This is a genomic window from Allobosea sp. RIT-PG3_2 (assembly GCF_057321085.1).
The window spans coordinates 332435-356347 of sequence record NZ_JBXWCA010000005.1 but is presented as its reverse complement, the minus strand read 5'-3'; the positions used below and the strand labels follow the sequence as shown (position 1 = coordinate 356347).

The following is a 23913-nucleotide window of genomic DNA, read 5'->3' as shown; positions in this document are numbered from 1 at the left end:
CCCCGGAGCAAGGTCGTCCAGTCCAACGCGAAGCGGCCATGAGCGAGAGCGTCCAGGGCTCGATCACCAACCAGCCGGCACGATCCGGCTCAACCGCGCATATTGCCGGCACGGGCGCGCTCGGCAACGCCCTCGCCGGCTTCGGCCTGTTCGTGCTGATGATGTCGCTCCAGCCCTTCGCCGGGCCGCCCGAGGCGACTGCGCCAGGCGAATCCACTGGTAATATCGTCAACCAGATCGGCTATTTCGTCCTTGGCCTCGCATTTTTGGTCGCGATGCTGAGCTTGACGCAGCGAGCGGTTCTGGCTCGGCTCGGCAGCGGCAGCTGGGCGATCATCTTCGGCATCGCAGCGCTTTCAGCCGCCCAGTCGCTCGATCCGACCGCGTCTTTGCGCGGACTTCTGCTCGCGGCGATCGTGATGACCATCATTGCCGGCGTGCTTGTCCTGCCGCGCGACGAACGAAGCTTCGCGACGGCCGCAGCCAATGCCTGCCTCGTGCTGCTGGCACTGGTCTACGGGGCGCTACTGCTCGCGCCGCATCTCGCCGTCCACAGCTCGGAAGGCGCCGAAGGCGTCCATGCCGGCGACTGGCGCGGCCACCTCAGCCACAAGAACTTCGCGGCACCGGTTTTCTCGATCATGGCGATGTTCGGCATCTACGCCTGGCGCAGCGGGTTGCGCTGGCGCGGCGGCCTGATCGCGGCGCTCGGCGTGCTCTTCGTGCTCAACAGCGGCTCCAAGACGACACTGGGCTTCCTGCCGCTGACGATCGGCCTCGTATTCCTGAGCCGCATCACCGGACGGCCCGGCCTGACGATCCTGCTGCACCTCGTCCTGGTCGCGACCATCGCCGCCCTGACCGTCGGCTCCGTCATCTCGCCGCAGTTCCACGCGCTCAGCGCGGCGCTGATCTCCGATCCGACCTTCACTGGCCGCGACGAGATCTGGAAATTCGCGCTCCGGCACATCGCCGAGCGGCCCTGGCTCGGCTACGGCTACGCCAGCTTCTGGCAAACGCCGATCGTCACCGGCCTCGAGGAGAACTTCGAGGCAAGCTGGGATGTGCGCGGCATCGGCTCCGGCCACAACAGCTATCTCGACGCGGCGCTGGCCTTCGGCGTCCCGGGTGCGGCGGTGATGATCTATCTGCTGATGGGCAAGCCGCTGCTGAACTATCTCGCGAGTTGGCGTGCGCCGGCCAATCGCAGGCTGGCGGATCTCTTCGTCATGATCGTGATCTTCATGACCTATGTCGGCATGCTGGAAGCGTTCCTGCTCAATCGCGCCGACCCGCTCTGGGTCCTGTTCGCGCTGGCGGTGATGGGGCTTTCGCTGACGGCGCGGATGCGCACTGTCGCGACACCGACTTGATCCGGCAGCTAAAGCGGCTTCCGTCCGACCATCGCGGCATGCCATGCAGGGCGCGGCAATTCCATCAACCGCCTGCTCGAGAACTCCCATGCCCCAGACCTCCATCTCCTTCGGCCTGATCGGCGCCGGCATCATGGGCGAGCGCATGCTGCGCGCGGCGCTCGACCAGCCGGCCTTGGCCCTGCAGGTCTCCGGCATCTGGGACCCCTCCTCCACGGCCATGGAACGGATCGCGACCGCCCTGCCCGCGGTCCCGCACCAGCCCGACGCCGCTGCCCTGATCGCCGCCAGCGACTGCGTCTACATCGCCTCCCCGCCCACCTCCCATCTCGCCCATGCCCGGGCGGCGCTTGCCGCCGGCAAGGCCGTGTTCTGCGAGAAGCCGCTGGCGGTCGATCTCGCCGATGCACGCGCCTTCGTCTCCGAAGCGAAGGAGCGCGGCGCCGTGAACTTCCCCTTCGCCTCCTCCCCGGCCGTCGTACGGCTGCAGGAATGGATCGCCTCGGGCGTCGTCGGCACGCCCCGGCGCATCTCGATCGAGGTCGCCTTCGCGACCTGGCCGCGCTCCTGGCAGGCCGATGCGGCCGGCTGGCTCGACGGGCCGGTGCAGGGCGGTTTCACCCGCGAGGTCGTCTCGCATTTCCTGTTCCTGACACGTCGTATCGCGGGGCCTTTCGCCGGCCTCGCTGGCAAGGCTGTCTATCCCGAGCCCGGCAAGAGCGAGCGCCGCATCGAGGCGACGCTGACGGCAGGCGCCCTGCCTGCCACCCTCACCGGCAGCGTCGGCACCACCGCGAAGGACGACCACAACGTCTGGACGCTCGAAGGCGACAAGGGCGCGGTGCGCCTCTGCGACTGGTCGCAGGCCGAGCGGCGTCTGGCCGACGGCTCCTGGGAGCGCGATCCGGAGGCTCTCTCGCAGAACGAAGCGCGCCCCCTGGCCCTGCGCCGCCAGCTCGAAGGTGTCGCCAAGCTGACGCGTGGCGAGCCACATCATCTCGCGACGTTGAGCGAGGCGCTGGACGTCCAGGAGATCGTCGAGGCGATCCTGAAGAGCGCCTGAGAACGGGTCGACCGGCGGCGTCCTCCCTTCGTGCCGCACGCTGCCGAGATGGCAAAATTTTGCGACCGATCGGCCCAAAACTCCTTCTTCAGGATAATTCTACTCTACAGCGTCGATAATACGAAAAAACCGACTACCTGATGTGAATTGAGCCGTACCCCGCCTGTAGCGTAAAATCCTGTTCGGAAGACCGAACGGGGATGGGCGTTATCGTGGCAGTTCTGAACGTCGTCGATCAACAGGGCCGGAATCCTGAACTGGAAGCCGTCGAAGGCTGGCAGGTCATGGCGCTCGGCGGGTTGACGCTGACTCTGCCGGAGGCCGCCTAATGGCCGCCGCGACGAAACGCGTGCCGCTGCCCGCGATCCTGCTCGCCAACGACCTGCTCGACGGCGACGTGGTGTTCGCGAGCAATGAGGGCGCCGACGCCCTGGCCTGGACGCGCGATCCGGCGCTGGCGCTCGTCGCCACCGATGACGCGGCAGCCGACCGGCTCGAAGCCTTCGCCGCCGCCGAGCTTCGCGGAAACAGGGTCGTCGACGCCTATCTCGTCGATGTGGCGGTCGAAACCGGCCGCCCGATTCCACGCCATTTTCGCGAGCGCTTCAAGACGCTCGGCCCCAGCAACCGACCCGATCTCGGCAAGCAGGCCGGTGAAGGCATCGCCTCCGGGCCGAAGGGCTGATCCATGTATCGTTATGACGAGTTCGACGAGCGTTTCGTGCGGGAGCGGGTGGCACAGTTCACCGATCAGGTCTCGCGCCGGCTCGACGGCTCGCTGACCGAGGACGAGTTCAAGCCGCTCCGGCTGAAGAATGGCCTCTATCTCCAGCTTCACGCCTATATGCTACGGATCGCCGTCCCCTACGGCACGCTGAACTCCCGGCAACTGCGCCAGCTCGCGCTGATCGGCGAACGGTTCGACCGGGGCTACGGCCATTTCACCACCCGCCAGAACCTGCAGTTCAACTGGCCGAAGCTGCGCGACATCCCGGAAATCCTCGGGCTGCTCGCCGATGTCGAGATGCATTGCATCCAGACCTCGGGGAATTGCATCCGCAACGTCACGGCCGATCATTTCGCCGGTGTCGCGCAGGACGAGATCGAGGATCCGCGCCCGACCGCAGAATTGATCCGGCAATGGTCCTCGGCCCATCCCGAGTTCAGCTACCTGCCGCGCAAGTTCAAGATCGCGGTGACCGGTGCCGAGCACGACCGCGCCGTGACCAGGGCGCACGACATCGGGCTGCGCCTGCGGCGCCATCCGGACACGCATGAGGTCTGCTACGAGGTCAGCGTCGGCGGCGGGCTTGGCCGCACGCCGATGATCGGCAAGGTCGTGCGCGACTACCTGCCGAAGAATGACCTGCTGGCCTATCTCGAGGCGATCATGCGCGTCTACAATCTCGAAGGCCGGCGCGACAACAAGTACAAGGCGCGCGTCAAGATCCTGGTCCACGAGACCGGCGCAGAGGAATTCACCCGCCGCGTCGAGGCCGAGTTCGCGCAGCTCGACGGCCCGTCGATCAATGCCGATCCCGAAGAGCTGGCGCGCATCGCCGCCTATTTCGCACCGCCGTCCTACGAGACGCTGCCGGCCGTGAGCAACACGCTGGAAGCGGCCAAGGCGACCAATCCGGCCTTCGCCCGCTGGGTCGAGGTCAATACGACGCCGCACAAATTGGCGGGCTACACCGCGCTGACGATCTCGCTGAAGCCGCTCGGCCAGGCGCCGGGCGACGCGACCAGCGAGCAGATGCGCCTCGTCGCCGATCTGGCCGAGCGCTATTCCTTCGACGAGTTGCGCGTCACCCATGCGCAGAACCTCGTGCTGCCGCATGTGCGCCAGCGCGATCTCCTGACAATTTGGCAGAAGCTCGGCGAGGCCGGGTTGGCAGCCGCCAATATCGGCCTCGTCACCGACATCATCGCCTGCCCCGGCCTGGATTACTGCGCGCTGGCGACGGCCCGCTCGATCCCGATCGCTCAGGCGATCCAGCAGCGTTTCGCCGACGATGCCCGCCAACGCGAGATCGGGCCACTCGGCATCAAGATCTCCGGCTGCATCAACGCCTGCGGCCACCACCATGTCGGCCATATCGGCATTCTCGGCCTGGAAAAGCGCGGCATCGAATCCTACCAGATCACGCTCGGGGGCGACGCCACCGAGAACGCCGCGATCGGCGAAATCCTGGGGCCGGGCCTCGCGGCTGAAGACGTGCCGGACGCGATCGAGAGGATCGTCTCCGTCTATCTGGCGGAGCGCACCGACGGCGAGAGCTTCATCGACAACGTCCGCCGCATCGGCCTCGGGCCATTCAAGACAGCATTCCAGGAGACCGCCCGTGCCGCTGCTTGATCGCAATGGAAGCCGGGACGATCGCTGGACCCGCAGCGATGGTGCCGCGATCGGCAACATCCCGGCGGCGCTCGTGCCTTGGGAGGCTCTGACGGAAGCGCTTGCAGCGCAAACTCCTGATCAGGAGATCGGTGTGATCCTGCCGAACTCCGTCCCGTTCGCCGAACTCGCGCCCTTCCTGGCGCGGCTCGCACTCGTTGCCATCGCCTTCCCGGCCTATTCGGACGGGCGCGGTTTCAGCCTCGCCCGGCAGGTCCGCCGTGCCGGCTTCGAGGGCGAAATCCGCGCCAATGGCCCGCTGATCGCCGATCAGTTCGCCTATGCCCTGTCCAGCGGTTTCGACACGATCGAGCTGCCGGAGGCGAGCGCGGCGCGCCAGCCGGTTCCGCAATGGCTGCACGCGCGCGAATCCTTCAGCGCCACTTATCAGCGCGGCTATGACGGCGCCGAGCGCAATATTCTCGACCGTCGCAAGGCGGCGCGGGCCGCATCCGGGATCGCGGCCGAATGAGCACGGCATCGACCACAAGCAGGCGCGGCGACACAGGCCGGGCGAGCCCCATCAATATCGCGGAGGACAGCATGCACGCGGAGATCGAGGCACTGCTTCCGGCACGGCCGGCGACCGAGGCGCGCGGGCGCTGGTTCGATCTTTGCTTTCGCCTTATCATCCTGGCACTGGCCGCGCTGTGGCTATTGACGCCACCGGCGGGGGGCGAGCCCGGCGCGACGAACGAGAAGGCCGTGGCGACGACGCGATGACCGAAAGACAGCCGACGACGACCCCGGGGCGAATCGAGCCGCTGGCCACGCTGCCGCTCTTCCACAAGCTGGACGGGCGCAAGGTCGTTCTGGCCGGCGCGACCGAAGGCGCGGTGTGGAAGGCCGAGCTGCTCGCTGCCGCGGGCGCCGAGCTGCATGTCTTCGCCGAAAGCGAGACGGCGCTGTTCGCCGATCTGTCGAATAGCGAAATCAATAACCGCGTGCATGTCCACGGCCGGGGCTGGCGGGCCAGCGATCTCGATGGAGCGGCGCTCGCCGTTGCCGATCTCGATGATTCCGACGCGATCCGCGCCTTCGTCGCCGCCGCGCGGCAGGCCGGCGTGCCGGTCAACATCGTCGACAAGCCGGACTACTGCGATTTCGCCTTCGGTGCGCTGGTCAACCGCTCGCCGCTGATCGTCGCCGTCTCGACGGACGGTGCCGCCCCGGTCTTCGGCCAGGCGATCCGCACCAAGATCGAGGCACTGCTCCCGGCCGGCCTCAAGAACTGGGCACAGGCTGCGGCCGATTGGCGCCCGGCGGTCCAGGCCCGCGAACTACCCTTCACGCTCCGCCGCGCCTTCTGGGAGCTCTTCGCTGCCAGGGCGATGGCCGAGCCCGAGCGCAAGCCCGGCCCGCAGGACGAAGCGGAGCTTTTCGCACGGCTCGCGCAGATCGAGGCGGTGCATGACGGCAAGGGCCGCGTCACGCTGGTCGGCGCCGGCCCCGGCGATCCGGAACTGCTGACGCTGAAGGCGATCCGCGCGCTCCAGAGCGCCGACATCATCCTCTATGACGACCTCGTCTCGCCCGGCGTGCTCGAACTGGCGCGGCGCGAGGCCAAGCGCATGCTCGTCGGCAAGACCGGCTACGGCCCCTCGGTGAAGCAGGGCGACATCAACGCGTTGATCGTCTCGCTCGCCGCCTCAGGCAAGCATGTGGTGCGGCTCAAGGGGGGCGACCCCGGTATCTTCGGCCGCGCCGGCGAGGAGATCGACGCGTGCCATGCCGCCGGCATCCCGGTCGCGATCGTGCCCGGCATCTCGGCTGCGCAGGGCGCGGCCGCCTCGCTCGGGCTGTCGCTGACCCATCGCGACCATGCAAGGCGCCTGCAATTCGTCACCGGCCATTCGCGCAAGGGCGAGCTGCCTGAGGATCTGGACTGGCGCTCGATGGCCGACCCGGCCGCCTCCACGGTGATCTACATGGCCCGCGCCACCCTGCCCGGCTTCCGTGAGCGCGCGATTGCTGCTGGGCTCGATCCGCAGACGCCGGCCGTCGCCGTGCTGTCGGCGACGCGGCCCGACGAGGCGCGTATCGCCGCGACCATCGCGACCCTGCCGGAAAAGCTCTCGGAACTGCCGGCCAGCGGGCCGGTGCTTGTCCTGCTCGGCCATGCCTTCGGTTCGCTTCTGGCCGTGGCGAATCCAGCCGAGGATCGCCGCCGGGCCTGAGAGCCGCCGATGGTTTGGGCGACGGCGGGAACGCCATCGCGGTAGATGCGTTTTCTCTTCCAGCGCTGCAATTTGGAAGGGCCATACTGCCCTAAATCATTGAGAATAGGCCGTAAATTCAGTACGTTTCGTTTGTTATTCAGAACGGATAGAAGATCGCCCTTGCGACTTCGTCGTGCACACAACGGAGCCCTGACATGACGCGACCCGTATTTCGCCGCCTTCTTAGGGCCGGGCTGGTTCTGGGAGCGTTCACGCTCTGCTTCGGCGTCGTCGCCGGCGCGCGCGCCCAGACCGAACTCCTGAACGTGTCCTACGATCCGACCCGCGAGCTCTATCGCGACCTCAACGCGGCATTCCTCGAAGAATGGAACGCCAAGAATCCCGATAAAAAGATCAGCACGATCCGCCAGTCGCATGGCGGCTCGGGCGCCCAGGCCCGCACCGTCATCGATGGCCTCAACGCCGACGTGGTGACGCTGGCGCTGGCCGGCGACATCGACGCCATCGCCGAGCGCTCGAAGAAGCTGCCGCTCGACTGGCAAAAGCGCCTGCCGCACAACTCCTCGCCCTACACCTCGACGATCGTCTTCCTCGTCCGCAAGGGTAATCCGAAGGCTATCAAGGACTGGGGCGACCTGGTGAAGCCGGGCGTCCAGATCATCACGCCGAACCCGAAGACCTCGGGCGGGGCGCGCTGGAACTACCTTGCCGCCTGGGCCTATGCCGAGAAGGCGTTCAACAAGGACGACGCGAAGGTGCGCGATTACATCGGCAAGCTCCTCGCCAATGTCCCCGTGCTCGACACCGGCGCGCGCGGCGCCACCACCACCTTCACCCAGCGCGGCATCGGAGACGTCTTCCTGTCCTGGGAAAACGAGGCCTTCCTGGCGCTGAAGGAATTCGGCGCCGACAAGTTCGACATCGTCGTCCCCAGCCTGTCGATCCTCGCGGAGCCGCCGGTTTCGCTCGTCGACGCCAATGTCGACGCCAAGAAGACCCGCGAGCCGGCGCAGGCCTATCTCGATTTCCTCTACACGCCGAAGGCGCAGGCGATCATCGCCCGGAACTTCTATCGCCCGCGCAACCCCGAAGCGGCCGATGCGAAGGACGTCGCCAATTTCCCGAAGGTCGAACTCGTGACGATTGACGGGGCCTTCGGCGGATGGGCAAAGGCGCAGCCGACCCATTTCGGCGATGGCGGCACCTTCGACCAACTCTACAAGCCGGCTCGTTGACCCCATGACGGCGGCGACGACGACCTTCCGCTGGCGCGAGCCCAGCATCCTGCCCGGCTTCGGGCTGGCGCTCGGCATCACCGTGACGGCGCTGTCGCTGATCGTTCTGATACCGCTGGCGGCTCTGTTCCTGAAGGCGGCCAGCGCCGGCCCCGCCGACATCTGGGCGGTGGCCACCTCGCCGCGCACGCTGGCCGCGCTCCGGCTCTCCTTCACAGGAGCGCTGTTCGCCGCGCTGGTCAACGCCGTGTTCGGGCTGATCCTGGCCTGGGTGCTGGTGCGTTACGAATTTCCCGGCCGGCGCTTGATCGATGCGGCGGTGGACCTGCCCTTCGCACTGCCGACGGCGGTGGCCGGTATCTCGCTCGCGGCGATCTACGCGCCGAACGGTTGGGTCGGCTCGCTGCTGGCGCCGCTCGCCTTCCGCCTCACCATCCCCTTCACCGATCTTTCCTTCGGCTTCGACGGCAAGGTCGCCTATACGCCCCTCGGCGTGATGGTGGCGCTGATCTTCATCGGCCTGCCCTTCGTGGTACGCACCGTGCAGCCTGTGCTGGAAGGGCTGCAAAGCGATGTCGAGGAAGCCGCGGCACTGCTCGGCGCCAGCCGTTTCCGGACGATCTTTCGGGTGATCCTGCCGCCGGTCCTGCCGGCACTTATGACCGGTTTCGTGCTCGCCTTCGCGCGGGCCGTCGGCGAATATGGCTCGGTGATCTTCATAGCCGGCAACGTCCCGATGGTCTCGGAAATCGCTCCGCTGCTGATCGTGATCCGGCTTGAGCAGTTCGACTATGCCGGCGCGGCCGTGGTGGCGACGATGATGCTGCTGATCTCGTTTGCGCTGATCCTTGCGGGCAACCTGATCCAGGCCCGCGCCCGCCGGAGGTTCGGCGATGTCTGACGCGACGCTGCCCTCGGCCGCCAGGCCAGCCACCCGCAGGGCGCACGGCGAAAGCTTGGGTGTGCAGATCGCCCTGATCGCGATCTCGCTCGCCTTCCTGCTGCTGTTCCTGCTGCTGCCGCTCGTCACCGTCTTCGTCGAGGCCGGTGCCAAGGGCTGGGCGGCTTATCGCGCCGCGATCATCGAGCCCGACGCATTTGCGGCGATCCGGCTGACGCTGCTCGTCGCGGCGATCGCGGTCCCGTTCAATATCGTCGTCGGCATCGCGGCAGCCTGGGCGGTCGCCAAGTTCGAGTTCCGCGGCAAGAATCTGCTGATCAGCCTGATCGACCTGCCCTTCTCGGTCTCGCCGGTGATCTCCGGCCTCGTCTTCGTGCTGCTCTTCGGGGCGCAAGGTTATTTCGGACCGTGGCTGCAAGCCAACAACCTCAAGATCGTCTTCGCGTTGCCGGGGCTGATCCTGGCGACGGTCTTCGTCACCTTCCCCTTCGTGGCTCGCGAACTGATCCCGCATATGCAGTCGCTCGGCTCGTCCGACGAGGAGGCGGCGCTGACGCTTGGCGCCTCGCCCTGGCGCGTCTTCTTCTCGGTGACGCTGCCGAACGTGAAGTGGAGCCTGTTCTACGGCGTTCTGCTCTGCAACGCCCGCGCGATGGGCGAATTCGGCGCCGTCGCCGTCGTCTCCGGCAAGATCCGCGGCCTGACCAACACCATGCCGCTGCACATCGAGATCCTCTACAACGAGTACATGGGCGCGGCGGCCTTCGCGGTTGCCTCGCTGCTGGCGGGGCTCGCCCTCGTCACCCTCGTGCTCAAGACCCTGCTGGAATGGCACTACGGCGACGTGATCGCCGCCAGCCGCCGTCACTGACCCACAGACGAAGGATTTCTCGCCATGTCGGTCGCCGTCACCATCGAAACCATCGAGAAACGCTTCGATACCTTCCCGGCGCTGCGGGGGGTCTCGCTCGATATCCAGCCGGGAGAGCTCGTTGCGCTGCTCGGCCCATCGGGGTCGGGCAAGACCACGCTGCTGCGCCTGATAGCCGGGCTGGAGGAGGCCGATCGCGGCCGCGTGCTGTTCGGGGAGACCGATACGCGCGATCTCTCGCTGCGCGATCGCCGCATCGGCTTCGTCTTCCAGCAATATGCGCTGTTCAAGACGATGAACGTCGCCGAGAACATCGCCTTCGGGCTGAAGTCCCGGCCCCGCCACGAGCGCCCCGACTCCGCGGAAATCCGCAAGCGCGTCGGCGACCTGCTTGAACTCGTTCAGTTGCCCGGTCTCGAAAAGCGCTATCCGAGCCAGCTCTCGGGCGGCCAGCGCCAGCGCGTCGCGCTCGCCCGCGCGCTTGCGATCGAGCCGCGCGTGCTGCTGCTCGACGAGCCTTTCGGCGCGCTCGACGCCAAGGTGCGTAAGGATCTGCGGGCCTGGCTGCGCGAGTTGCACGGACGGACCGGCCACACCACCGTCTTCGTCACCCATGACCAGGAAGAGGCGCTGGAACTCGCCGACCGCGTCGCGATCCTGAACGAGGGGCGCATCGAGCAGGTCGGCTCGGCCGACGACGTCTACGACCATCCGGCGACGCCCTTCATCTGCGAGTTCCTCGGCGAGGTGAACAAGCTTCCCGTGAAGGTCGTCGGCAGCCAGGCCTTCTTCGGCGACCGGCCGGTGCTGGGCGGCATCACGCAGAACCAGGGCGGCTCGGCCTCGCTCTATGTCCGCCCGCAGCATCTGCGCATCGTCGACGAGACGCCGCTGGCGCTGCCCGGCGTGGTCGAGCATCTGCGTCGCAACGGCCCGCTGCGCCGGGCGGAGGTTGCGGTCGACGGGCTCAAGAAGCGGCTTGAGGTCGATCTTGCCAGCCAGGTCGCTCCGGCGATCGGCGAGCGCATCCGGCTGCGCATCACCCACGGCAACCTGTTCGCCGCCGCTTGATCAACCCGATTGTTCGGCATCGGCGATCAGGAAAAGCGGATTCCCCTTTTCGGCTCGATGCCCTAGCCTCCGCTGCGAATCCAGCCGGCCACCGCGCCGGCCGGGCCACGATCCGGATAGGAGATCGCGATGAAAGCACGCGCGAAATGGGTGGAAGGCATGGCCTTCATGGGCGAGTCCGGCAGCGGACACGCCATGATCATGGACGGCGCGCCTGAATATGGCGGGCGCAATCTGGGCATCCGGCCGATGGAGATGCTGCTGATCGGGCTCGCCGGCTGCACGGCTTTCGATGTCGTCGGCATGCTCAAGAAGGGCCGTGAATCGGTCACCGGCTGCGATGTCGAGGTCGAGGCCGAACGCGCCACCACCGATCCCAAGGTCTTCACCAAGATCCACCTCGTCTACCGCATCACCGGCAAGGGCCTTTCGCAGGCCAAGGCGGAACGCGCCGTCACATTGTCGAAGGAAAAATACTGTTCGGCTTCGATCATGCTCGGGGCGACGGCCGAGATGACCTACAGCCTCGAAGTGATCGACGAACTGCACAAGGAGGCCGCTGCATGAGCCAGGTTGAGTTCGCAGGACTGATCTCGCCGGAGGCGCTCGCCGCCCGGCTTGGCGACGAGAAACTCGTCGTCATCGACATTCGCACCGCCGCCGATGGTGGCAAGGACGCCTTCGGGTCCGGGCATATTCCCGGCGCTGTTCATTCCGACTATGCGGCCGATGGCTGGCGCGCCAAGATCGGCAATGCGCCGGGCCTGCTGCCCCCGCTCGACCATGTCGCCGCGCTGGTCGGACGGCTCGGCATCAAGCCGCATGACGATGTCGTCATCGTCCCGGCAGGCACGGCCGCGACTGATTTCGCTGCGGCGGCGCGGGTCTACTGGACGTTGAAATTCATCGGTCACGGCCAGCAGGCAGTGCTCGACGGCGGCTTCAAGGCTTGGGCTGCCGATCCGAAGCGACCCGTCGAGACCGGCGCATCGGCACCGAAGGGGGCGGATCCCTATCCCATCATTGCCCAGCAACGCCTGCGCAGCACGACGGACGCCACACTCGTCGCCTCGCGCAGCAAGCAGGCGAGCCTCGTCGACGCGCGCGGGCCGAGCTATTTCGACGGGCGCGAGAAGGCGGCGGAGGCAACGCGCGCTGGCCATATCCCTGGCGCCATCCCTCGCGACTACGCCGAGGCCTTCGAGCCCGGTAGCGGCAAGCTCAAGGCGCCCGGAGAGCTGGAAAAGCTCTACGCAACGGTGCCGAACGGCCCGGTCGTGTCCTATTGCAACACCGGTCATTCGGCCGCCGCGAACTGGTTCGTGCTTTCCGAAGTGCTCGGCCGCGACGAGATCGCGCTCTACGACGGCTCGATGACCGACTGGACGCAGGATCCGGAGCGGCCGGTCGCGACCGGCAAGGCGGCCTGACGCGCTTTCGATTGCAAAACAGGTTGAAAAGGTTCAAAGGAAGCGCCAATCGCGTGCCGTGACGCGCGGCGCTTCCTGACATTTTGACCGAGCCACCAGCCGATGAACGCCGTCGCGCCGAAAATCTCCTTCGTTTCGCTGGGCTGCCCCAAGGCGCTCGTCGATTCCGAGCGGATCATCACCTCCTTGCGCTCGGAGGGCTATGAGCTCTCGAAGAGCCATGCGGGCGCCGACCTCGTCATCGTCAACACCTGCGGCTTCCTCGATTCGGCCAAGGCGGAGTCGCTGGAGGCGATCGGCTCGGCCATGGCCGAGAACGGCAAGGTCATCGTCACCGGCTGCATGGGCGCCGAGCCCGAGCAGATCCGCGACGTCTTCCCGAACGTGCTCGCGATCACCGGGCCGCAGGCCTATGAGAGCGTGGTCTCGGCCGTGCATCAGGCGGTGCCGCCCCGGCATGACCCCTTCGTCGACCTCGTGCCCGATCAGGGCATCAAGCTGACGCCGCGGCACTACGCCTATCTCAAGATTTCAGAGGGTTGCAACAACCGCTGCACCTTCTGCATTATCCCGAAGCTGCGCGGCGACCTCGTCTCACGCCCGATCGGCGACGTGCTGCGCGAGGCCGAGAAGCTGGCCAAGGCGGGCGTCAAGGAACTGCTGGTGATCTCGCAGGATACCAGCGCCTACGGCCTCGACATCAAATACGCGCCGTCGATGTGGAAGGACCGCGAGGTTCGCACGCGTTTCTTCGAGCTTGCCCGCGAACTCGGGCAGATGGGGATGTGGGTGCGCCTGCACTACGTCTACCCCTACCCGCATGTCGACGAGGTCATCCCGCTGATGCAGGAAGGGCTGGTGCTGCCCTATCTCGACATCCCCTTCCAGCACGCCTCGCCCTCCGTCCTGAAGGCGATGAAGCGCCCGGCCCATCAGGACCGCACGCTCGACCGCATCCGGAAATGGCGCGACATCTGCCCAGACCTCGCCATCCGCTCGACCTTCATCGTCGGCTTCCCCGGCGAGACGGAGGAGGACGTGCAGTTCCTGCTCGATTGGCTGAAGGAAGCGAAACTGGAGCGCGTCGGCTGCTTCAAATACGAGCCGGTTAAGGGCGCCCCCGCCAACGACCTCGGACTTACCCTCGTTCCCGAGGAGGAGAAGGAGGCGCGCTGGCATCGCTTCATGAAGGCGCAGGCCGAGATCTCCACCCGCATCGTCAAGGCCCGAGTCGGCAAGCGCATCCCGGTGATCATCGACGAAGCCGGCCCGACCGTCGCCAAGGGCCGCTCGAAATGGGACGCGCCGGAGATCGACGGCAATGTCTATGTGGCGAGCCGGCGTCCCTTGCGTCCCGGCGACATCGTCACCGTCAAGATCGAGCGTGCCGACGCCTACGATCTGCACGGCGTCGCCGTTTGAGCGCAACCAAGATCAGTTGTTGAACTCGCAGACCCGGCGGACAGTGCGTCCGCTGCGGTCCCGCGCGATCCTGAGATCGCCGCCGCAATTGTCGACGAGATGGACGACCGGCTCGCCCCGCTTCGGCGGCTCGTTGCAGGCATGGGTGATGCAGTTCGCACCGGCAACCTCGGTGCTCGTACGGACCGGGCGGGGGACCCGCAAGCGCTCCTGATCCTTCAGCCGGACCGCAATGACCGAGGTATCGCCGCCGCCGGCATCACCACCAGCGCCGCCACCCGCTCCTCCGCCGCCGCCCTGCTGGGCCATCACCACGCCGGAAAGGGTCAAGGTCGCGAAAAGGAAGCCGGTGATCTGAAGCTTGCTGGGCATCGTCCTGTTCCCGAATGGCTGTCAGCGTGTCCCGCTGATGCCGATTTGTCGCGGCGCCGGCCCTTCGGGTTCATGGATGCCAAAACAAAAAATGCGCCCGGCTGGCGGGCGCATAATGTTGCTGTCGTCTTCCGTCATGCTCGGGCTTGACCCGAGCATCTTGAAAACTAGTGCCCTCTCGTCATGAGATGCCCGGGTCAAGCCCGAGCATGACGGCGTTGGTCACATAGGATCAGGGGATCAGGACCGTCGAGCCCGTGGTGCCCCGCGACTCCAGCAGGCGGTGGGCGTCGGCCGCATCCTTCAGCGGGAAGGTCGCGTTGACCGGCACCTTGACCTTGCCGCTCGTCACCGCCTCGAACAGGTTCTTCGCCATCGCGATCATGGTCTCGCGCTTGGCGGTGTGGGTGTTCAGCGTCGGGCGCGTGACATAGAGCGAGCCTTTCGCGGAGAGGATGCCGAGGTTGAAAGCCTCGACGGCGCCAGACGCGTTGCCGAAGGACGCCATCAGGCCGAAGGGCCTGAGCGTGTCGAGCGACTTCATGAAGGTGTCCTTGCCGACGCCGTCATAGACCACATCGCAGAGCTTCCCACCGGTGATCTCCTTCACGCGCGCGGCGAAATCCTCCTCGCGGTAGTTAATGACGTGGTCGGCGCCATGCGCCTTGGCAAGCTCGGCCTTCTCCTTCGAGCCGACGGTGCCGATCACGGTCGCGCCCAGTGCCTTGCCCCATTGGCAGAGGATGAGGCCGGTGGCCCCGGCCGCCGCATGGACGAGGATGGTGTCGCCCGGCTTCACCTTGTAGGTCCGGTGCAGCAGGTATTCGGCCGTCAGCCCCTTCAGCATCATGCTGGCGGCCGCCTCATAGGAAATGCCGTCCGGCAGCGGGACGACGGAGGCTGCGGGCACGATGCGCTCCTCGGCATAGGCGCCGAGGGTCGAAACCACCGAGACGCGATCGCCGACCTTGAATTCCGTGACGTTCGGCCCGACGGCGAGGACATCGCCGGCGCTCTCGTTGCCGAGGACGAAGGGCAGCTGCGGCGCGGGATAGAGGCCCGAGCGGAAATAGGTATCGATGAAGTTGAGGCCGATCGCCCGGTTCCGCATCAGAACCTCGCCGGGGCCAGGCTGCGGCAACGTGATGTCTTCGAGCTGGAGGACTTCTGGCCCACCGGTTTTATGCGCGCGGATGGCTTTGACCATGAAAGGCGTCTCCCTTGGGTTTGATGCTCGACCTTAGTGGATCATGCGCGAAAGCAGCAGCTTGCAGAACGCAGAACGCACCTTGCGACTTTGCGGCCCGTGGCCAAAACGCGGCTCATCGGATAGCCAAGTGTCATGAACACGCACACCGCCGATCCGGTCGATATCGCCATCGTGGGTGCCGGCGCCGTCGGCCTCGCGGCCGCGCTGGCGCTCAGCCGCGAAGGCCGCAGTGTCGCCCTGCTCGGCCCGGTCGCGACACCGCGCGACGGACGCACCGTCGCGCTGCTCGACGGCTCCTGGCGACTTCTGGCCGATCTCGGCGTGCAGGGCGCCCTGCTCGACAAGGCCGCGCCGCTCACCGTCATGCGCCTCGTCGACGACAGCGGCAGCCTGTTTCGCCAGCCGCCCGTCGAGTTCCGCGCATCCGAGATCGGGCTCGAGGCCTTCGGCTGGAACATCGAGAATGCCGATCTGACGGCGATCCTGGCGGAGAAGGCCGGTGCAGTACCCGGCCTGCGGATGATACCGGGCCTGGTCCGTGCCATCGAGCCGCAAGCCGATAGCATCCGGCTGTCCGGCGAGGGCTTCGCGCCGATGAGCGCCCGGCTGGTGGTCGGTGCCGACGGCCGCAACTCGCAGGTTCGCAGCGCCGCGGGAATCGAGAGCCGGGACTGGCGTTATCCGCAGGTGGCGCTGACCGCGATCTTCGAGCACCGCCGCGATCATCGCGAGGTCTCGACCGAGTTCCATACGCGACAGGGACCCTGCACGCTCGTGCCTTTGCCCGGACGACGCTCCTCGCTGGTCTGGCTGCTCGATCCGCAGGAAGCGGCAGCCGTCGCGGCGCTCGACGATGCCGCCTTCGCACTTCGCGCCGAGAGGCAGGTGCAGTCGCTGGTCGGCGCAATGACTGTGGTAGGCCCGCGCGGGAGGGTGCCGATGAGCGGGCTTTCGGTCGAGCGCTTTGGCGCCGGCCGTATGGCGCTGATCGGCGAGGCCGCGCATGTCTTCCCGCCGATCGGCGCGCAGGGGCTCAATCTCGGCCTGCGCGATGTCGCGGCGCTATGCGATGCGCTCGCAGGCGCTTCGGACACAGGCAGCGAGACCGTGATTGCGGAATACGACGCCGCGCGCCGGACAGATGTCAGGCTGCGTACCGGCGCGGTCGATGCGCTCAACCGCACGCTGCTGACCGACCTGCTGCCGGCCGATCTCCTGCGAGGCGCGGGCCTGCTCGCCCTGTCGCGGATCGGCCCGCTGCGCCGCTTCGTGATGCGGCAGGGGCTCGCGGGCGGGGCGGCTTCCTGACGGACGGTCGTCATGCTCGGGCCTGACCCGAGCATCTCATGCCGAAGCGGGCTCATGTGTTTCTTCCGGCAAGAGTTCTCGGGTCTGCGCGGAGTTTATCCTTGAGCCGAGAAGGCTCCGCCCGAGAACGACGGCGGAGTCAGGTCAGGCTTCGCCCAATGTCTTCCGCGTATCGGCGCCGCTCGCCGCGACGCGCCGGAGCCCCTCCGCCTGCTCTCGGAATACGGGTGCCAATGGCAGCGGCGTCGAGACAAGCCGCCGGCCGCCGGGTTCCTCGACCTGCGTATCGAGCAGGCCGCGCGCGGTCATCTGCGGATCGGAGACCGCCTCTTCCAGCGTCCGCACCACAGTGCAGCAGCAATCCAGCGGCTCGACCACGGCGCGCCAGTGGCTGGCGCTTTCGCCTGCAATGATGCGCGCGATCTCGATGCGGGTCGCCTCGGGATCGCGGCGGTCGTCGCGCAGCCTCTCATCGAGGCTGATCCCCTCGCAGAAGCTCTGCCAGAACTTGGGCTCTAGCGCTCCGACCGCGAGGAACCAGCCATCGGCGGTGGCATAGAGGCCATAGCGCGGGCTCGCCCCGGTCAGCATGCCTTCGCCGCCATCGGGAAAGGAGCCCGTCACCTGGCCCTGCGCCAGCCCGTACCAGGCGAAGGTCGGCATCGCATCGGCCATGGCGATATCGAGATGGCAACCCTGCCCGCTGCGGTCGCGCTGGCGCAGCGCCAGCAGGATGTTGAGGACGGCCGGCATCGTGCCGCCGGCGATGTCTGCGACGAGCGGCGGTGGCAGGGGCGGCGCGTCGCCGCGCTTGAGCGACTGCCCGAGCAGCCCGCCCCGCGCCTGATAGTTGATGTCGTGTCCGGCCTCCTGCGCGCGCGGCCCATGCTGGCCGTAGCCGCTGATCGAGCAGTAGATCAGCCGTGGATTGAGCGCCTTCAGCGCCTCGTAGCCGAAGCCGAGCCGCCCCATCACGCCCGGCCGGAACTGCTCGATCAGGATATCGGCCTTCGCGATCAGGGGGCTGAGCCGCGCCAGCGCATCCGGCGCCTTGAGGTCGACCTCGACGCTCTCCTTGCCGCGGTTGAGCACGGCGAAAGGCGCTGACGTCTCGCCGAAACGGGGCGGAAAGCCGCGCATGTCCTCGCCACCCGGCCGCTCGATCTTGACGACGCGCGCGCCGGCCTCGCTCAGGAAGAGGCTCGCCAGCGGCCCGGGCAGGAGCGTCGAGAAATCGAGGACCAGCAGGTCGTCCAGCGGCAGCATCGGCGTCCTTAGATTCTTTGCTTCATCGCATTTTCTTCACGCGAACCGGCGTCCACTTCGCTCGGAAATGCTCTAGTGAAAGAGATCGGCCGTTATCCTGCCCGTCTTCACCAGCCACAGGAAGCCCGGCAGCGTGACCATCGACACGATCGTGCCGACGAGGATGCAGGCGGAGGCGCGCTCGACGCCGACACGATACTGGGTCGAGATCACGAAGATGTTCAGGGCCGGCGGCAGGGCCGCCATGATGATCGCGGCATAGATCCAGTGGGTCGGGATACCGCCGAGCGCCGAGAGCAGAACCCAGACCAGCAGCGGATGCAGCAGGAGCTTGATCACGACCAGCGCCGGAACCTCGCCGGGCATCGTCTTCATCGGCCTGAGCGCAACGGTGACGCCGAGCAGGAAGAGCGCGCAGGGCGCGGCGGCCTGCGACAGCCAGAGCACCATCCGGTCGAGCGCCACCGGCAGTTCGAACTTCAGATAGCTCGCCAGCACGCCGGCAAGCGTCGCGACGTTGAACGGATGCGTCAGAACCCGCCAGACCACCTCGCGCGCCGTGGCGAGCACGCCTTTCTTCTCGACGCCCGCCACGGCCATGAGCAGGGGAACGAGCGAGAACAGCAGGACGCTGTCGAAGACGAAGATGAGCACGACCGGCGCACTGGCCTCCGGCCCCAGCGCGGCCAGGATCAACGGCGGCCCCATATAGCCGATGTTGGAATAGGCCCCGGCGACGCCCTGCATCACCGCCTGCGGCATGTCGCCCTTGGCGTGTCTCAGCCCGATCGCGAAAGACAGGCAGAAGGCGCAGAACGTCGCCGTGGTCGTGCCGGCGATGAACTTCCAGTTTGCGAGCTCGCTCAGCGGCTTGTCGGCGATCAGCCTGTAGAACAGAGGCGGCAGCGCCACGTAGATCAGGAAGAACTGCAGCCAGGCGAGCCCGGCCTCCGGCAGCTGCTTGTAACGGCCGATGGCGAAGCCGAGCAGGATCAGCCCGAAGAACGGCGCCACCAGATTGAAGATGCTGAGAAGGTCGGCCATCGGTGCGTCAGTCCTGCGGTCAAGGCGCCCGCTCCGAGCCCGAACCCCATCGCGGCCATCTGCATCTAGCGCATGACGCAGGCCCGGCAAGGCCATTCGGACCGTGGCGCCCTGCCATCAACGCAACGGATGGACTTTAAACCTAGGCTTAAATACCCACGCGGCATGGAAGGAAAATAAACCCAGGCATATAGACCTACTGCTTTATCGAAAGGCCGATGGACGCGTGCCATCGGCTCATCCACATTCGCTGCGTTGCAGCACGGAGCGCCCGATGACGACCAAGACGCCGCGCCAGTTCTTTCGTCCGCTCACGATCGGCGCGCCGGAGCCTTACCGCGAGCTGCCGCTGCGGCTCGAGCGCATGATCCATTTCGTGCCGCCCCATCTGGAGAAGGTGCGCGCAAAGGTCGGAGAGCTAGCGCCCCAGGTCGACATCGTGCTCGGCAACCTCGAGGACGCGATCCCGGTCGAAGCCAAGCAGGCCGCTCGCGACGGCTTCATCGCCATGGGCAAGGCCGTGGATTTCGGCAAGACCGGGCTGTGGACCCGCGTCAATGCGCTGAACTCGCCCTGGTTCCTCGACGATATAACCGCGATCACCGCGGAGATCGGCGGCAAGCTCGACGTGGTGATGGTCCCCAAGGTCGAAGGTCCCTGGGACATCCATTACGTCGACCAGCTGCTCGCGCAGTTCGAGGCGCGCCATGCCCTGCCGAAGCCGATCCTGATCCACGCCATCCTCGAGACGGCCGAGGGTGTGAAGAACGTCGATGCGATCGCCACGGCTTCCCCGCGCATGCACGGCATGAGCCTCGGGCCCGCCGACCTCGCCGCCTCGCGTGCGATGAAGACCACGCGCGTCGGCGGCGGCCATCCCGAGTACAAGGTGATCGCGGACCCCTCCCCCGATGGCGGGCCACGCGCCATCGCCCAGCAGGATCTCTGGCACTATACGCTGGCCAAGATGGTCGATGCCTGTGCGGCCGCCGGGATCAAGCCGTTCTACGGCCCCTTCGGCGATTTCGCCGATACGGACGCCTGCGAGGCGCAGTTCCGCAACGCCTTCCTGCTCGGCTGCGCCGGCGCCTGGACGCTGCATCCCTCGCAGATCGCGATCGCCAAGCGGGTCTTCAGCCCCGACCCGGCCGAGGTCGCCTTCGCCAAGCGCATCATCGAGGCGATGCCGGACGGCTCCGGCGCCGTGATGATCGACGGCAAGATGCAGGACGACGCCACCTGGAAGCAGGCGAAGGTGATCGTCGACCTTGCTCGCCAGGTCGCGGCACGCGACCCCGATCTCGCGGAACGCTACGGAATGTGATGGGACAAACGGCCTAATCCATTGATCTCGACGCATTTAGGACGCATTGCTCTCGCAAGGGCGGCGAGGACGTAAGCCGGCGGCGGATCGGCCGGTTCAGTATGGATCAACTATGGAAGCGCGTTCGGCCAAATTCCGGATCGGGCAGGTGGTCAAGCACCGCGTCTACCCGTTCCGTGGCGTGATCTTCGACGTCGACCCGGTTTTCTCCAACACCGAGGAATGGTGGATGGCGATTCCGGAGAACATGCGCCCGTCGAAGGACCAGCCCTTTTACCACCTCTTCGCGGAGAACGAGGAGACGGAATACGTCGCCTATGTCTCGGAGCAGAATCTCGTCAGCGACGATTCCGGAGAACCGGTCCGCCATCCGCGCGCCAAGGAATTCTTCCGGCGAGACCGCAAGGGCCGGTATCGGATCGACCGGACCGAACTGAACTGAAGAAAGCGTCTTCAGCCAAGCAAGTTGAGCATTTCGGTATACGGAAAACAAAAAGGCCGGCTCTTGGAGCCGGCCTTTTCTATTCTTGGCTTCAGCCGGCCGATCAGGGCTTGGGCGGGATCGCCGGGGCAGCGCCCGGAACCGGAAGAGCGCCCGGCGTGGGAGCGGCACCCGGGGCCGCGTTGGCGCCGCCGGCGCCGAGACGCTGGCGCAGCTCTTCCTGGCGCTTCGCCAGCTCGTCCTGAAGCTGCTTCTGCTGGTCCTCGAGGACCTTGGGATCGATCGGCGCGCCGTCGAAGCCCTTGGCGAAATCGGCCAGCGGAATCGCGAAGGTCACCTCACGGGCGCCCTGGTTCTGGACGCTGATGTTCAGCGTGGTGCCCTTCTTCATCGCATTGATGAAGTCGTCCTTGACCTGCGCCTCGGCGAAGCAGCCGTTCGGGAAGCAGATCGCGTAGCGGCCGCCGACCGGCTGGGCGTTGTCGACGCCGAAGCGGATGCCGGGCTGCAGCAGCAGGCCGAGCGGCATCAGGAAGCGGACGATCTTGTTCGGGTCGCCCTTGACGTCATAGATCGCGGCCGCGAGCACCGGCTGGCCCTGATCCGAAACGAAGTCGCGGGTCGTGTAGCAGATTTCCTTGTTGGCGCCCTGGTCCTTGCCGCAGACCTTGGTCCAGCTGGTCTGCGAAGGCTCCGGCTTGACCTGGACGACGGTCGGGCCGGTCGCCGCGGCGCCCGGCTGCTGGGCCGGGGCGGCGGGCTGCTGAGCCGGGGCTGCCGGCCGCGCCGGGGTCGCCGGCCGCGGGGCCTGCGCGAAAGCGGCGACGGGCGAGAAGGCGACCGCCGCGCTGAGGGCGAGCCCTAGGGCAGACGATGACAGGCGAAACGAAGCGGACATTCCTTGGCTTTCCTTATCAGGCGAATTCGGGGATCACGACTTCGCAAGCCGCGCGTGTCACCGCCGACGGCTCAATCGCATGGCGGCGCCAGCCTTTTCAAGCCGTGCACATCAAGGGCGATTGAGGCGTTTGAATGACACCCTGTCCCGCCTTTAGCGAGTTCGCGCGCCAGATTCCAGCCCGAATAGCTGCGTGACGACCTGCAGCCCATGCTATTCTGACGTAGGGAATCAGGTCGGACGATGGATTTTATGCGATTGCCCTCGGTGGCGAGCCGCCGCAGGGTCAACTTGATGCTTGCCTTGAGCCCGTTCGCCCTGCTGGCGCGCGGCAGATCGGCATTGGCCGATTCGGTGCCGGTGCAGCACGCCATCGCGATGCACGGCCAGCCGGCGCTCCCTCCCGGCTTCGCTCACCTGCCCTATGCCGACCCCAAGGCTCCGCGTGGCGGGCGTATCGTCTTCGGCATCCAGGGCACGTTCGACAGCCTCAATCCGCTGGTCGTGCTCGGCGTCGCGCCCGACGCCGTGCCGAAATACGTTCAGCAGAGCCTGCTCTTCCGTTCGGCGGACGAGCCTTTCACCGCTTATGGCCTGCTCGCCTTGCGCGTGGAGCTCGACGCAGACCGCAGGAAACTCGCCTTCGATCTCGATCCGCGCGCGACGTTCTCCGACGGCACCCCGGTGACAGCCGACGACGTGCTCTTCACCGTCGAGATGCTGAAGACGAAGGGCAAGCCGTTCCACCGTTCCAGCCTGGCGCGGATCACGAAGGCCTCCGCCCCCTCGCAGCGCCGGGTCGAATTCGAGCTAGGCGACGGCTCCAACCGGGAATTGCCGCTGGTGATCGGCGCCCTGCCGATCTTCGCAAGGCATGCGACGAATGCCGAGAGCTTCGGCGAGACCAGCTTCAAGCCTGCCCTCGGCTCCGGTCCCTATGCGGTCGGCGAGGTCAGGCCGGGCGAAGCGCTGACTCTGAAGCGGCGTAAGGATTTCTGGGCCGAGGATCACCCGCTGACGCAGGGTCTCTTCAACGCGGACGAGATTCGCTACGATTTCTACCGGGACTCGAATGCGTTGTTCGAGGCGTTCAAGGCCGGGCTCTACGATGTCCGCCTGGAAGGCGATCCCACCCGCTGGATGACGGGCTACGACGTGCCGGCGGTGCATGACGGCCGCATCGTCAGGCAGACGCTGCATTTCGACACGCCAAAGGGCATGACCGGGCTGGTCTTCAACACGCGCCGGCCGGTGTTCTCCGACATCCGCGTGCGTGAGGCACTCGGGCTGTTGTTCGACTTCGAATGGGTGAACCGCAACCTGTTCCACGGCGTCTATCGGCGCGCCGGCAGCTTCTTCTCCGATTCGGAACTCTCCGCCCTCGGCGTGCCCGCCGACACGCGGGAGAAGGGGCTGCTCGCAGCCTTTCCCGGTGCCGTGCGCGACGACATCCTAGCCGGGGCCTGGAAACCGTCCGAGACCGACGGCTCCGGCCGCGACCGCGAGCAGGCGCGCAAGGCGCTCGACCTGCTCAAGGCCGCCGGCTACGCGCTGCAGGACGGCGTGCTGCGCAACGGCAAGGGCGAGCCCTTCGCCTTCGAGATCACCGTGACCAGCCGCCCGCAGGAACGACTGGCGCTGAACTACGCGCAGTCGATCGGGCGTCTCGGCATCGCGGCCAGCGTCCGCCTGATCGACGACGTGCAGTACTGGCGGCGTCTCTCGGCCTTCGACTTCGACATGATCCAATGGACCTGGCCTGCCTCGGCCTCGCCCGGCAACGAGCAGATCGGCCGCTGGGGTGCCGCGAATGCCGAGCGCAAGGGTTCGCTCAACTATGCCGGGGTGAAATCTTCTGCCATCGACGCCGTGCTCCAGGCCCTGCTCGGCGCCCGCGAGCGCGAGGATTTCGTCGCGGCGGTGCGCACCCTCGACCGGCTGCTGCTGTCCGGCTTCTACGTCGTGCCGCTCTATTACCTGCCCGACACCTGGCTCGCTTTGGCGCGCAACGTCGTAATGGCGGGGCGCCAACCGGGCTATTTCCTTTCCAACGAAATGCTGGCGCGCCTCCCGGCCGCGCCGGCGCCGGCGAACTGAAGGGCCGT

At 66.8% G+C, this 23913-nt stretch carries 23 protein-coding genes; 18 read left to right on the top strand and 5 right to left on the bottom strand.

Going from position 1 to position 23913, the window contains the following annotated elements; all coding sequences use genetic code 11:
- The first annotated feature begins 38 nt into the window (after positions 1 to 38).
- From AC2FAN_RS17410 to rimO, 14 genes are all read left to right on the top strand, one after another.
- Positions 39 to 1373 (top strand): O-antigen ligase family protein, encoded by a 1335-nt coding sequence (locus AC2FAN_RS17410; RefSeq protein ID WP_485175651.1) that lies wholly within the window; start codon positions 39 to 41, stop codon positions 1371 to 1373.
- A gap of 88 nt (positions 1374 to 1461) precedes the next feature.
- A complete protein-coding gene (locus AC2FAN_RS17405) occupies positions 1462 to 2436 on the top strand; it encodes a Gfo/Idh/MocA family protein (RefSeq protein ID WP_485175649.1) in 975 nt (324 codons plus the stop codon).
- A 328-nt stretch (positions 2437 to 2764) separates the two neighbouring features.
- Positions 2765 to 3121: a DUF2849 domain-containing protein gene (locus tag AC2FAN_RS17400; RefSeq protein ID WP_485175647.1), complete on the top strand. Its 357-nt coding sequence runs from the start codon at positions 2765 to 2767 to the stop codon at positions 3119 to 3121.
- Positions 3122 to 3124: 3 nt separating this feature from the next.
- Positions 3125 to 4795, top strand: coding sequence for a nitrite/sulfite reductase (locus AC2FAN_RS17395; RefSeq protein ID WP_485175645.1), 1671 nt, complete (start codon positions 3125 to 3127; stop codon positions 4793 to 4795).
- Positions 4782 to 5306: a DUF934 domain-containing protein gene (locus AC2FAN_RS17390; protein WP_476804986.1), complete on the top strand. Its 525-nt coding sequence runs from the start codon at positions 4782 to 4784 to the stop codon at positions 5304 to 5306. The genes AC2FAN_RS17395 and AC2FAN_RS17390 overlap by 14 nt, the downstream gene beginning before the upstream one ends.
- A gap of 71 nt (positions 5307 to 5377) precedes the next feature.
- A complete protein-coding gene (locus AC2FAN_RS17385) occupies positions 5378 to 5557 on the top strand; it encodes a hypothetical protein (protein WP_265053512.1) in 180 nt (59 codons plus the stop codon).
- Positions 5554 to 7011 carry a siroheme synthase CysG gene (cysG, locus tag AC2FAN_RS17380; protein WP_476804987.1) on the top strand — a complete coding sequence of 486 codons (1458 nt, stop codon included), beginning with the start codon at positions 5554 to 5556 and terminating at the stop codon, positions 7009 to 7011. The genes AC2FAN_RS17385 and cysG overlap by 4 nt, the downstream gene beginning before the upstream one ends.
- Positions 7012 to 7208: 197 nt before the next feature.
- Positions 7209 to 8249 (top strand): sulfate ABC transporter substrate-binding protein, encoded by a 1041-nt coding sequence (locus AC2FAN_RS17375; protein WP_265053514.1) that lies wholly within the window; start codon positions 7209 to 7211, stop codon positions 8247 to 8249.
- Positions 8250 to 8253: 4 nt separating this feature from the next.
- Positions 8254 to 9150 carry a sulfate ABC transporter permease subunit CysT gene (gene cysT / locus AC2FAN_RS17370; RefSeq protein WP_485175642.1) on the top strand — a complete coding sequence of 299 codons (897 nt, stop codon included), beginning with the start codon at positions 8254 to 8256 and terminating at the stop codon, positions 9148 to 9150.
- Positions 9143 to 10021 carry a sulfate ABC transporter permease subunit CysW gene (gene cysW / locus AC2FAN_RS17365; RefSeq protein ID WP_485175640.1) on the top strand — a complete coding sequence of 293 codons (879 nt, stop codon included), beginning with the start codon at positions 9143 to 9145 and terminating at the stop codon, positions 10019 to 10021. Before cysT ends, cysW begins: the two co-directional genes overlap by 8 nt.
- 24 nt (positions 10022 to 10045) lie before the next feature.
- Positions 10046 to 11092, top strand: a complete 1047-nt coding sequence (locus AC2FAN_RS17360) for a sulfate/molybdate ABC transporter ATP-binding protein (RefSeq protein ID WP_485175638.1) — start codon at positions 10046 to 10048, stop codon at positions 11090 to 11092.
- Between the two features lie 129 nt (positions 11093 to 11221).
- Positions 11222 to 11659: an OsmC family protein gene (locus AC2FAN_RS17355; protein WP_265053518.1), complete on the top strand. Its 438-nt coding sequence runs from the start codon at positions 11222 to 11224 to the stop codon at positions 11657 to 11659.
- Positions 11656 to 12522, top strand: coding sequence for a sulfurtransferase (locus tag AC2FAN_RS17350; protein WP_265053519.1), 867 nt, complete (start codon positions 11656 to 11658; stop codon positions 12520 to 12522). The genes AC2FAN_RS17355 and AC2FAN_RS17350 overlap by 4 nt, the downstream gene beginning before the upstream one ends.
- Before the next feature lie 102 nt (positions 12523 to 12624).
- A complete protein-coding gene (rimO, locus tag AC2FAN_RS17345; RefSeq protein ID WP_485175636.1) occupies positions 12625 to 13944 on the top strand; it encodes a 30S ribosomal protein S12 methylthiotransferase RimO in 1320 nt (439 codons plus the stop codon).
- Positions 13945 to 13956: 12 nt separating this feature from the next.
- Here the strand turns inward: rimO and AC2FAN_RS17340 are convergent, their stop codons facing one another.
- Together AC2FAN_RS17340 and AC2FAN_RS17335 are read right to left on the bottom strand one after the other, a co-directional pair.
- Positions 13957 to 14316, bottom strand: coding sequence for a hypothetical protein (locus tag AC2FAN_RS17340; RefSeq protein WP_485175634.1), 360 nt, complete (start codon positions 14314 to 14316; stop codon positions 13957 to 13959).
- Between the two features lie 232 nt (positions 14317 to 14548).
- Complete coding sequence (locus tag AC2FAN_RS17335) at positions 14549 to 15523, bottom strand: quinone oxidoreductase family protein (protein ID WP_485175632.1); 975 nt, start codon at positions 15521 to 15523, stop codon at positions 14549 to 14551.
- Positions 15524 to 15658: 135 nt separating this feature from the next.
- Here AC2FAN_RS17335 and AC2FAN_RS17330 point away from each other — a divergent pair, with 135 nt between their 5' ends.
- The gene (locus AC2FAN_RS17330; protein WP_485175630.1) at positions 15659 to 16834 is read left to right on the top strand and encodes a UbiH/UbiF family hydroxylase; all 1176 of its coding nucleotides are present in this window, start codon (positions 15659 to 15661) and stop codon (positions 16832 to 16834) included.
- A 144-nt stretch (positions 16835 to 16978) separates the two neighbouring features.
- Here the strand turns inward: AC2FAN_RS17330 and AC2FAN_RS17325 are convergent, their stop codons facing one another.
- Complete coding sequence (locus tag AC2FAN_RS17325) at positions 16979 to 18100, bottom strand: CaiB/BaiF CoA transferase family protein (RefSeq protein WP_485175628.1); 1122 nt, start codon at positions 18098 to 18100, stop codon at positions 16979 to 16981.
- A 72-nt stretch (positions 18101 to 18172) separates the two neighbouring features.
- On the bottom strand, positions 18173 to 19144 hold the full coding sequence (locus AC2FAN_RS17320; RefSeq protein ID WP_485175626.1) for an AEC family transporter: 972 nt from the start codon (positions 19142 to 19144) through the stop codon (positions 18173 to 18175).
- Between the two features lie 274 nt (positions 19145 to 19418).
- On the opposite strand from AC2FAN_RS17320, the gene AC2FAN_RS17315 reads away from it, so the two are divergent.
- Both AC2FAN_RS17315 and hspQ read left to right on the top strand, forming a co-directional pair.
- On the top strand, positions 19419 to 20468 hold the full coding sequence (locus AC2FAN_RS17315) for an HpcH/HpaI aldolase/citrate lyase family protein (protein WP_476804997.1): 1050 nt from the start codon (positions 19419 to 19421) through the stop codon (positions 20466 to 20468).
- Positions 20469 to 20580: 112 nt separating this feature from the next.
- Positions 20581 to 20910, top strand: a complete 330-nt coding sequence (gene hspQ / locus AC2FAN_RS17310) for a heat shock protein HspQ (RefSeq protein ID WP_265053527.1) — start codon at positions 20581 to 20583, stop codon at positions 20908 to 20910.
- A gap of 103 nt (positions 20911 to 21013) precedes the next feature.
- Here hspQ and AC2FAN_RS17305 read toward each other — a convergent pair whose 3' ends face one another.
- Positions 21014 to 21808, bottom strand: coding sequence for an invasion associated locus B family protein (locus AC2FAN_RS17305; RefSeq protein ID WP_476804998.1), 795 nt, complete (start codon positions 21806 to 21808; stop codon positions 21014 to 21016).
- A gap of 294 nt (positions 21809 to 22102) precedes the next feature.
- Between AC2FAN_RS17305 and AC2FAN_RS17300 the strand changes: the two genes are divergently transcribed.
- A complete protein-coding gene (locus AC2FAN_RS17300) occupies positions 22103 to 23905 on the top strand; it encodes an extracellular solute-binding protein (RefSeq protein ID WP_485175623.1) in 1803 nt (600 codons plus the stop codon).
- Positions 23906 to 23913 lie beyond the last annotated feature (8 nt).

Bases quoted from the DNA above. Each gene is read 5' to 3' on its own strand.
- AC2FAN_RS17410 (WP_485175651.1), top strand. From the start codon at position 39: ATGAGCGAGAGCGTCCAGGGCTCGATCACCAACCAGCCGGCACGATCC.
- AC2FAN_RS17405 (WP_485175649.1), top strand. From the start codon at position 1,462: ATGCCCCAGACCTCCATCTCCTTCGGCCTGATCGGCGCCGGCATCATG.
- AC2FAN_RS17400 (WP_485175647.1), top strand. From the start codon at position 2,765: ATGGCCGCCGCGACGAAACGCGTGCCGCTGCCCGCGATCCTGCTCGCC.
- AC2FAN_RS17395 (WP_485175645.1), top strand. From the start codon at position 3,125: ATGTATCGTTATGACGAGTTCGACGAGCGTTTCGTGCGGGAGCGGGTG.
- AC2FAN_RS17385 (WP_265053512.1), top strand. From the start codon at position 5,378: ATGCACGCGGAGATCGAGGCACTGCTTCCGGCACGGCCGGCGACCGAG.
- cysG (WP_476804987.1), top strand. From the start codon at position 5,554: ATGACCGAAAGACAGCCGACGACGACCCCGGGGCGAATCGAGCCGCTG.
- AC2FAN_RS17375 (WP_265053514.1), top strand. From the start codon at position 7,209: ATGACGCGACCCGTATTTCGCCGCCTTCTTAGGGCCGGGCTGGTTCTG.
- cysT (WP_485175642.1), top strand. From the start codon at position 8,254: ATGACGGCGGCGACGACGACCTTCCGCTGGCGCGAGCCCAGCATCCTG.
- cysW (WP_485175640.1), top strand. From the start codon at position 9,143: ATGTCTGACGCGACGCTGCCCTCGGCCGCCAGGCCAGCCACCCGCAGG.
- AC2FAN_RS17360 (WP_485175638.1), top strand. From the start codon at position 10,046: ATGTCGGTCGCCGTCACCATCGAAACCATCGAGAAACGCTTCGATACC.
- AC2FAN_RS17355 (WP_265053518.1), top strand. From the start codon at position 11,222: ATGAAAGCACGCGCGAAATGGGTGGAAGGCATGGCCTTCATGGGCGAG.
- AC2FAN_RS17350 (WP_265053519.1), top strand. From the start codon at position 11,656: ATGAGCCAGGTTGAGTTCGCAGGACTGATCTCGCCGGAGGCGCTCGCC.
- rimO (WP_485175636.1), top strand. From the start codon at position 12,625: ATGAACGCCGTCGCGCCGAAAATCTCCTTCGTTTCGCTGGGCTGCCCC.
- AC2FAN_RS17340 (WP_485175634.1), bottom strand. From the start codon at position 14,316: ATGCCCAGCAAGCTTCAGATCACCGGCTTCCTTTTCGCGACCTTGACC.
- AC2FAN_RS17335 (WP_485175632.1), bottom strand. From the start codon at position 15,523: ATGGTCAAAGCCATCCGCGCGCATAAAACCGGTGGGCCAGAAGTCCTC.
- AC2FAN_RS17330 (WP_485175630.1), top strand. From the start codon at position 15,659: ATGAACACGCACACCGCCGATCCGGTCGATATCGCCATCGTGGGTGCC.
- AC2FAN_RS17325 (WP_485175628.1), bottom strand. From the start codon at position 18,100: ATGCTGCCGCTGGACGACCTGCTGGTCCTCGATTTCTCGACGCTCCTG.
- AC2FAN_RS17320 (WP_485175626.1), bottom strand. From the start codon at position 19,144: ATGGCCGACCTTCTCAGCATCTTCAATCTGGTGGCGCCGTTCTTCGGG.
- AC2FAN_RS17315 (WP_476804997.1), top strand. From the start codon at position 19,419: ATGACGACCAAGACGCCGCGCCAGTTCTTTCGTCCGCTCACGATCGGC.
- hspQ (WP_265053527.1), top strand. From the start codon at position 20,581: ATGGAAGCGCGTTCGGCCAAATTCCGGATCGGGCAGGTGGTCAAGCAC.
- AC2FAN_RS17305 (WP_476804998.1), bottom strand. From the start codon at position 21,808: ATGTCCGCTTCGTTTCGCCTGTCATCGTCTGCCCTAGGGCTCGCCCTC.
- AC2FAN_RS17300 (WP_485175623.1), top strand. From the start codon at position 22,103: ATGCTTGCCTTGAGCCCGTTCGCCCTGCTGGCGCGCGGCAGATCGGCA.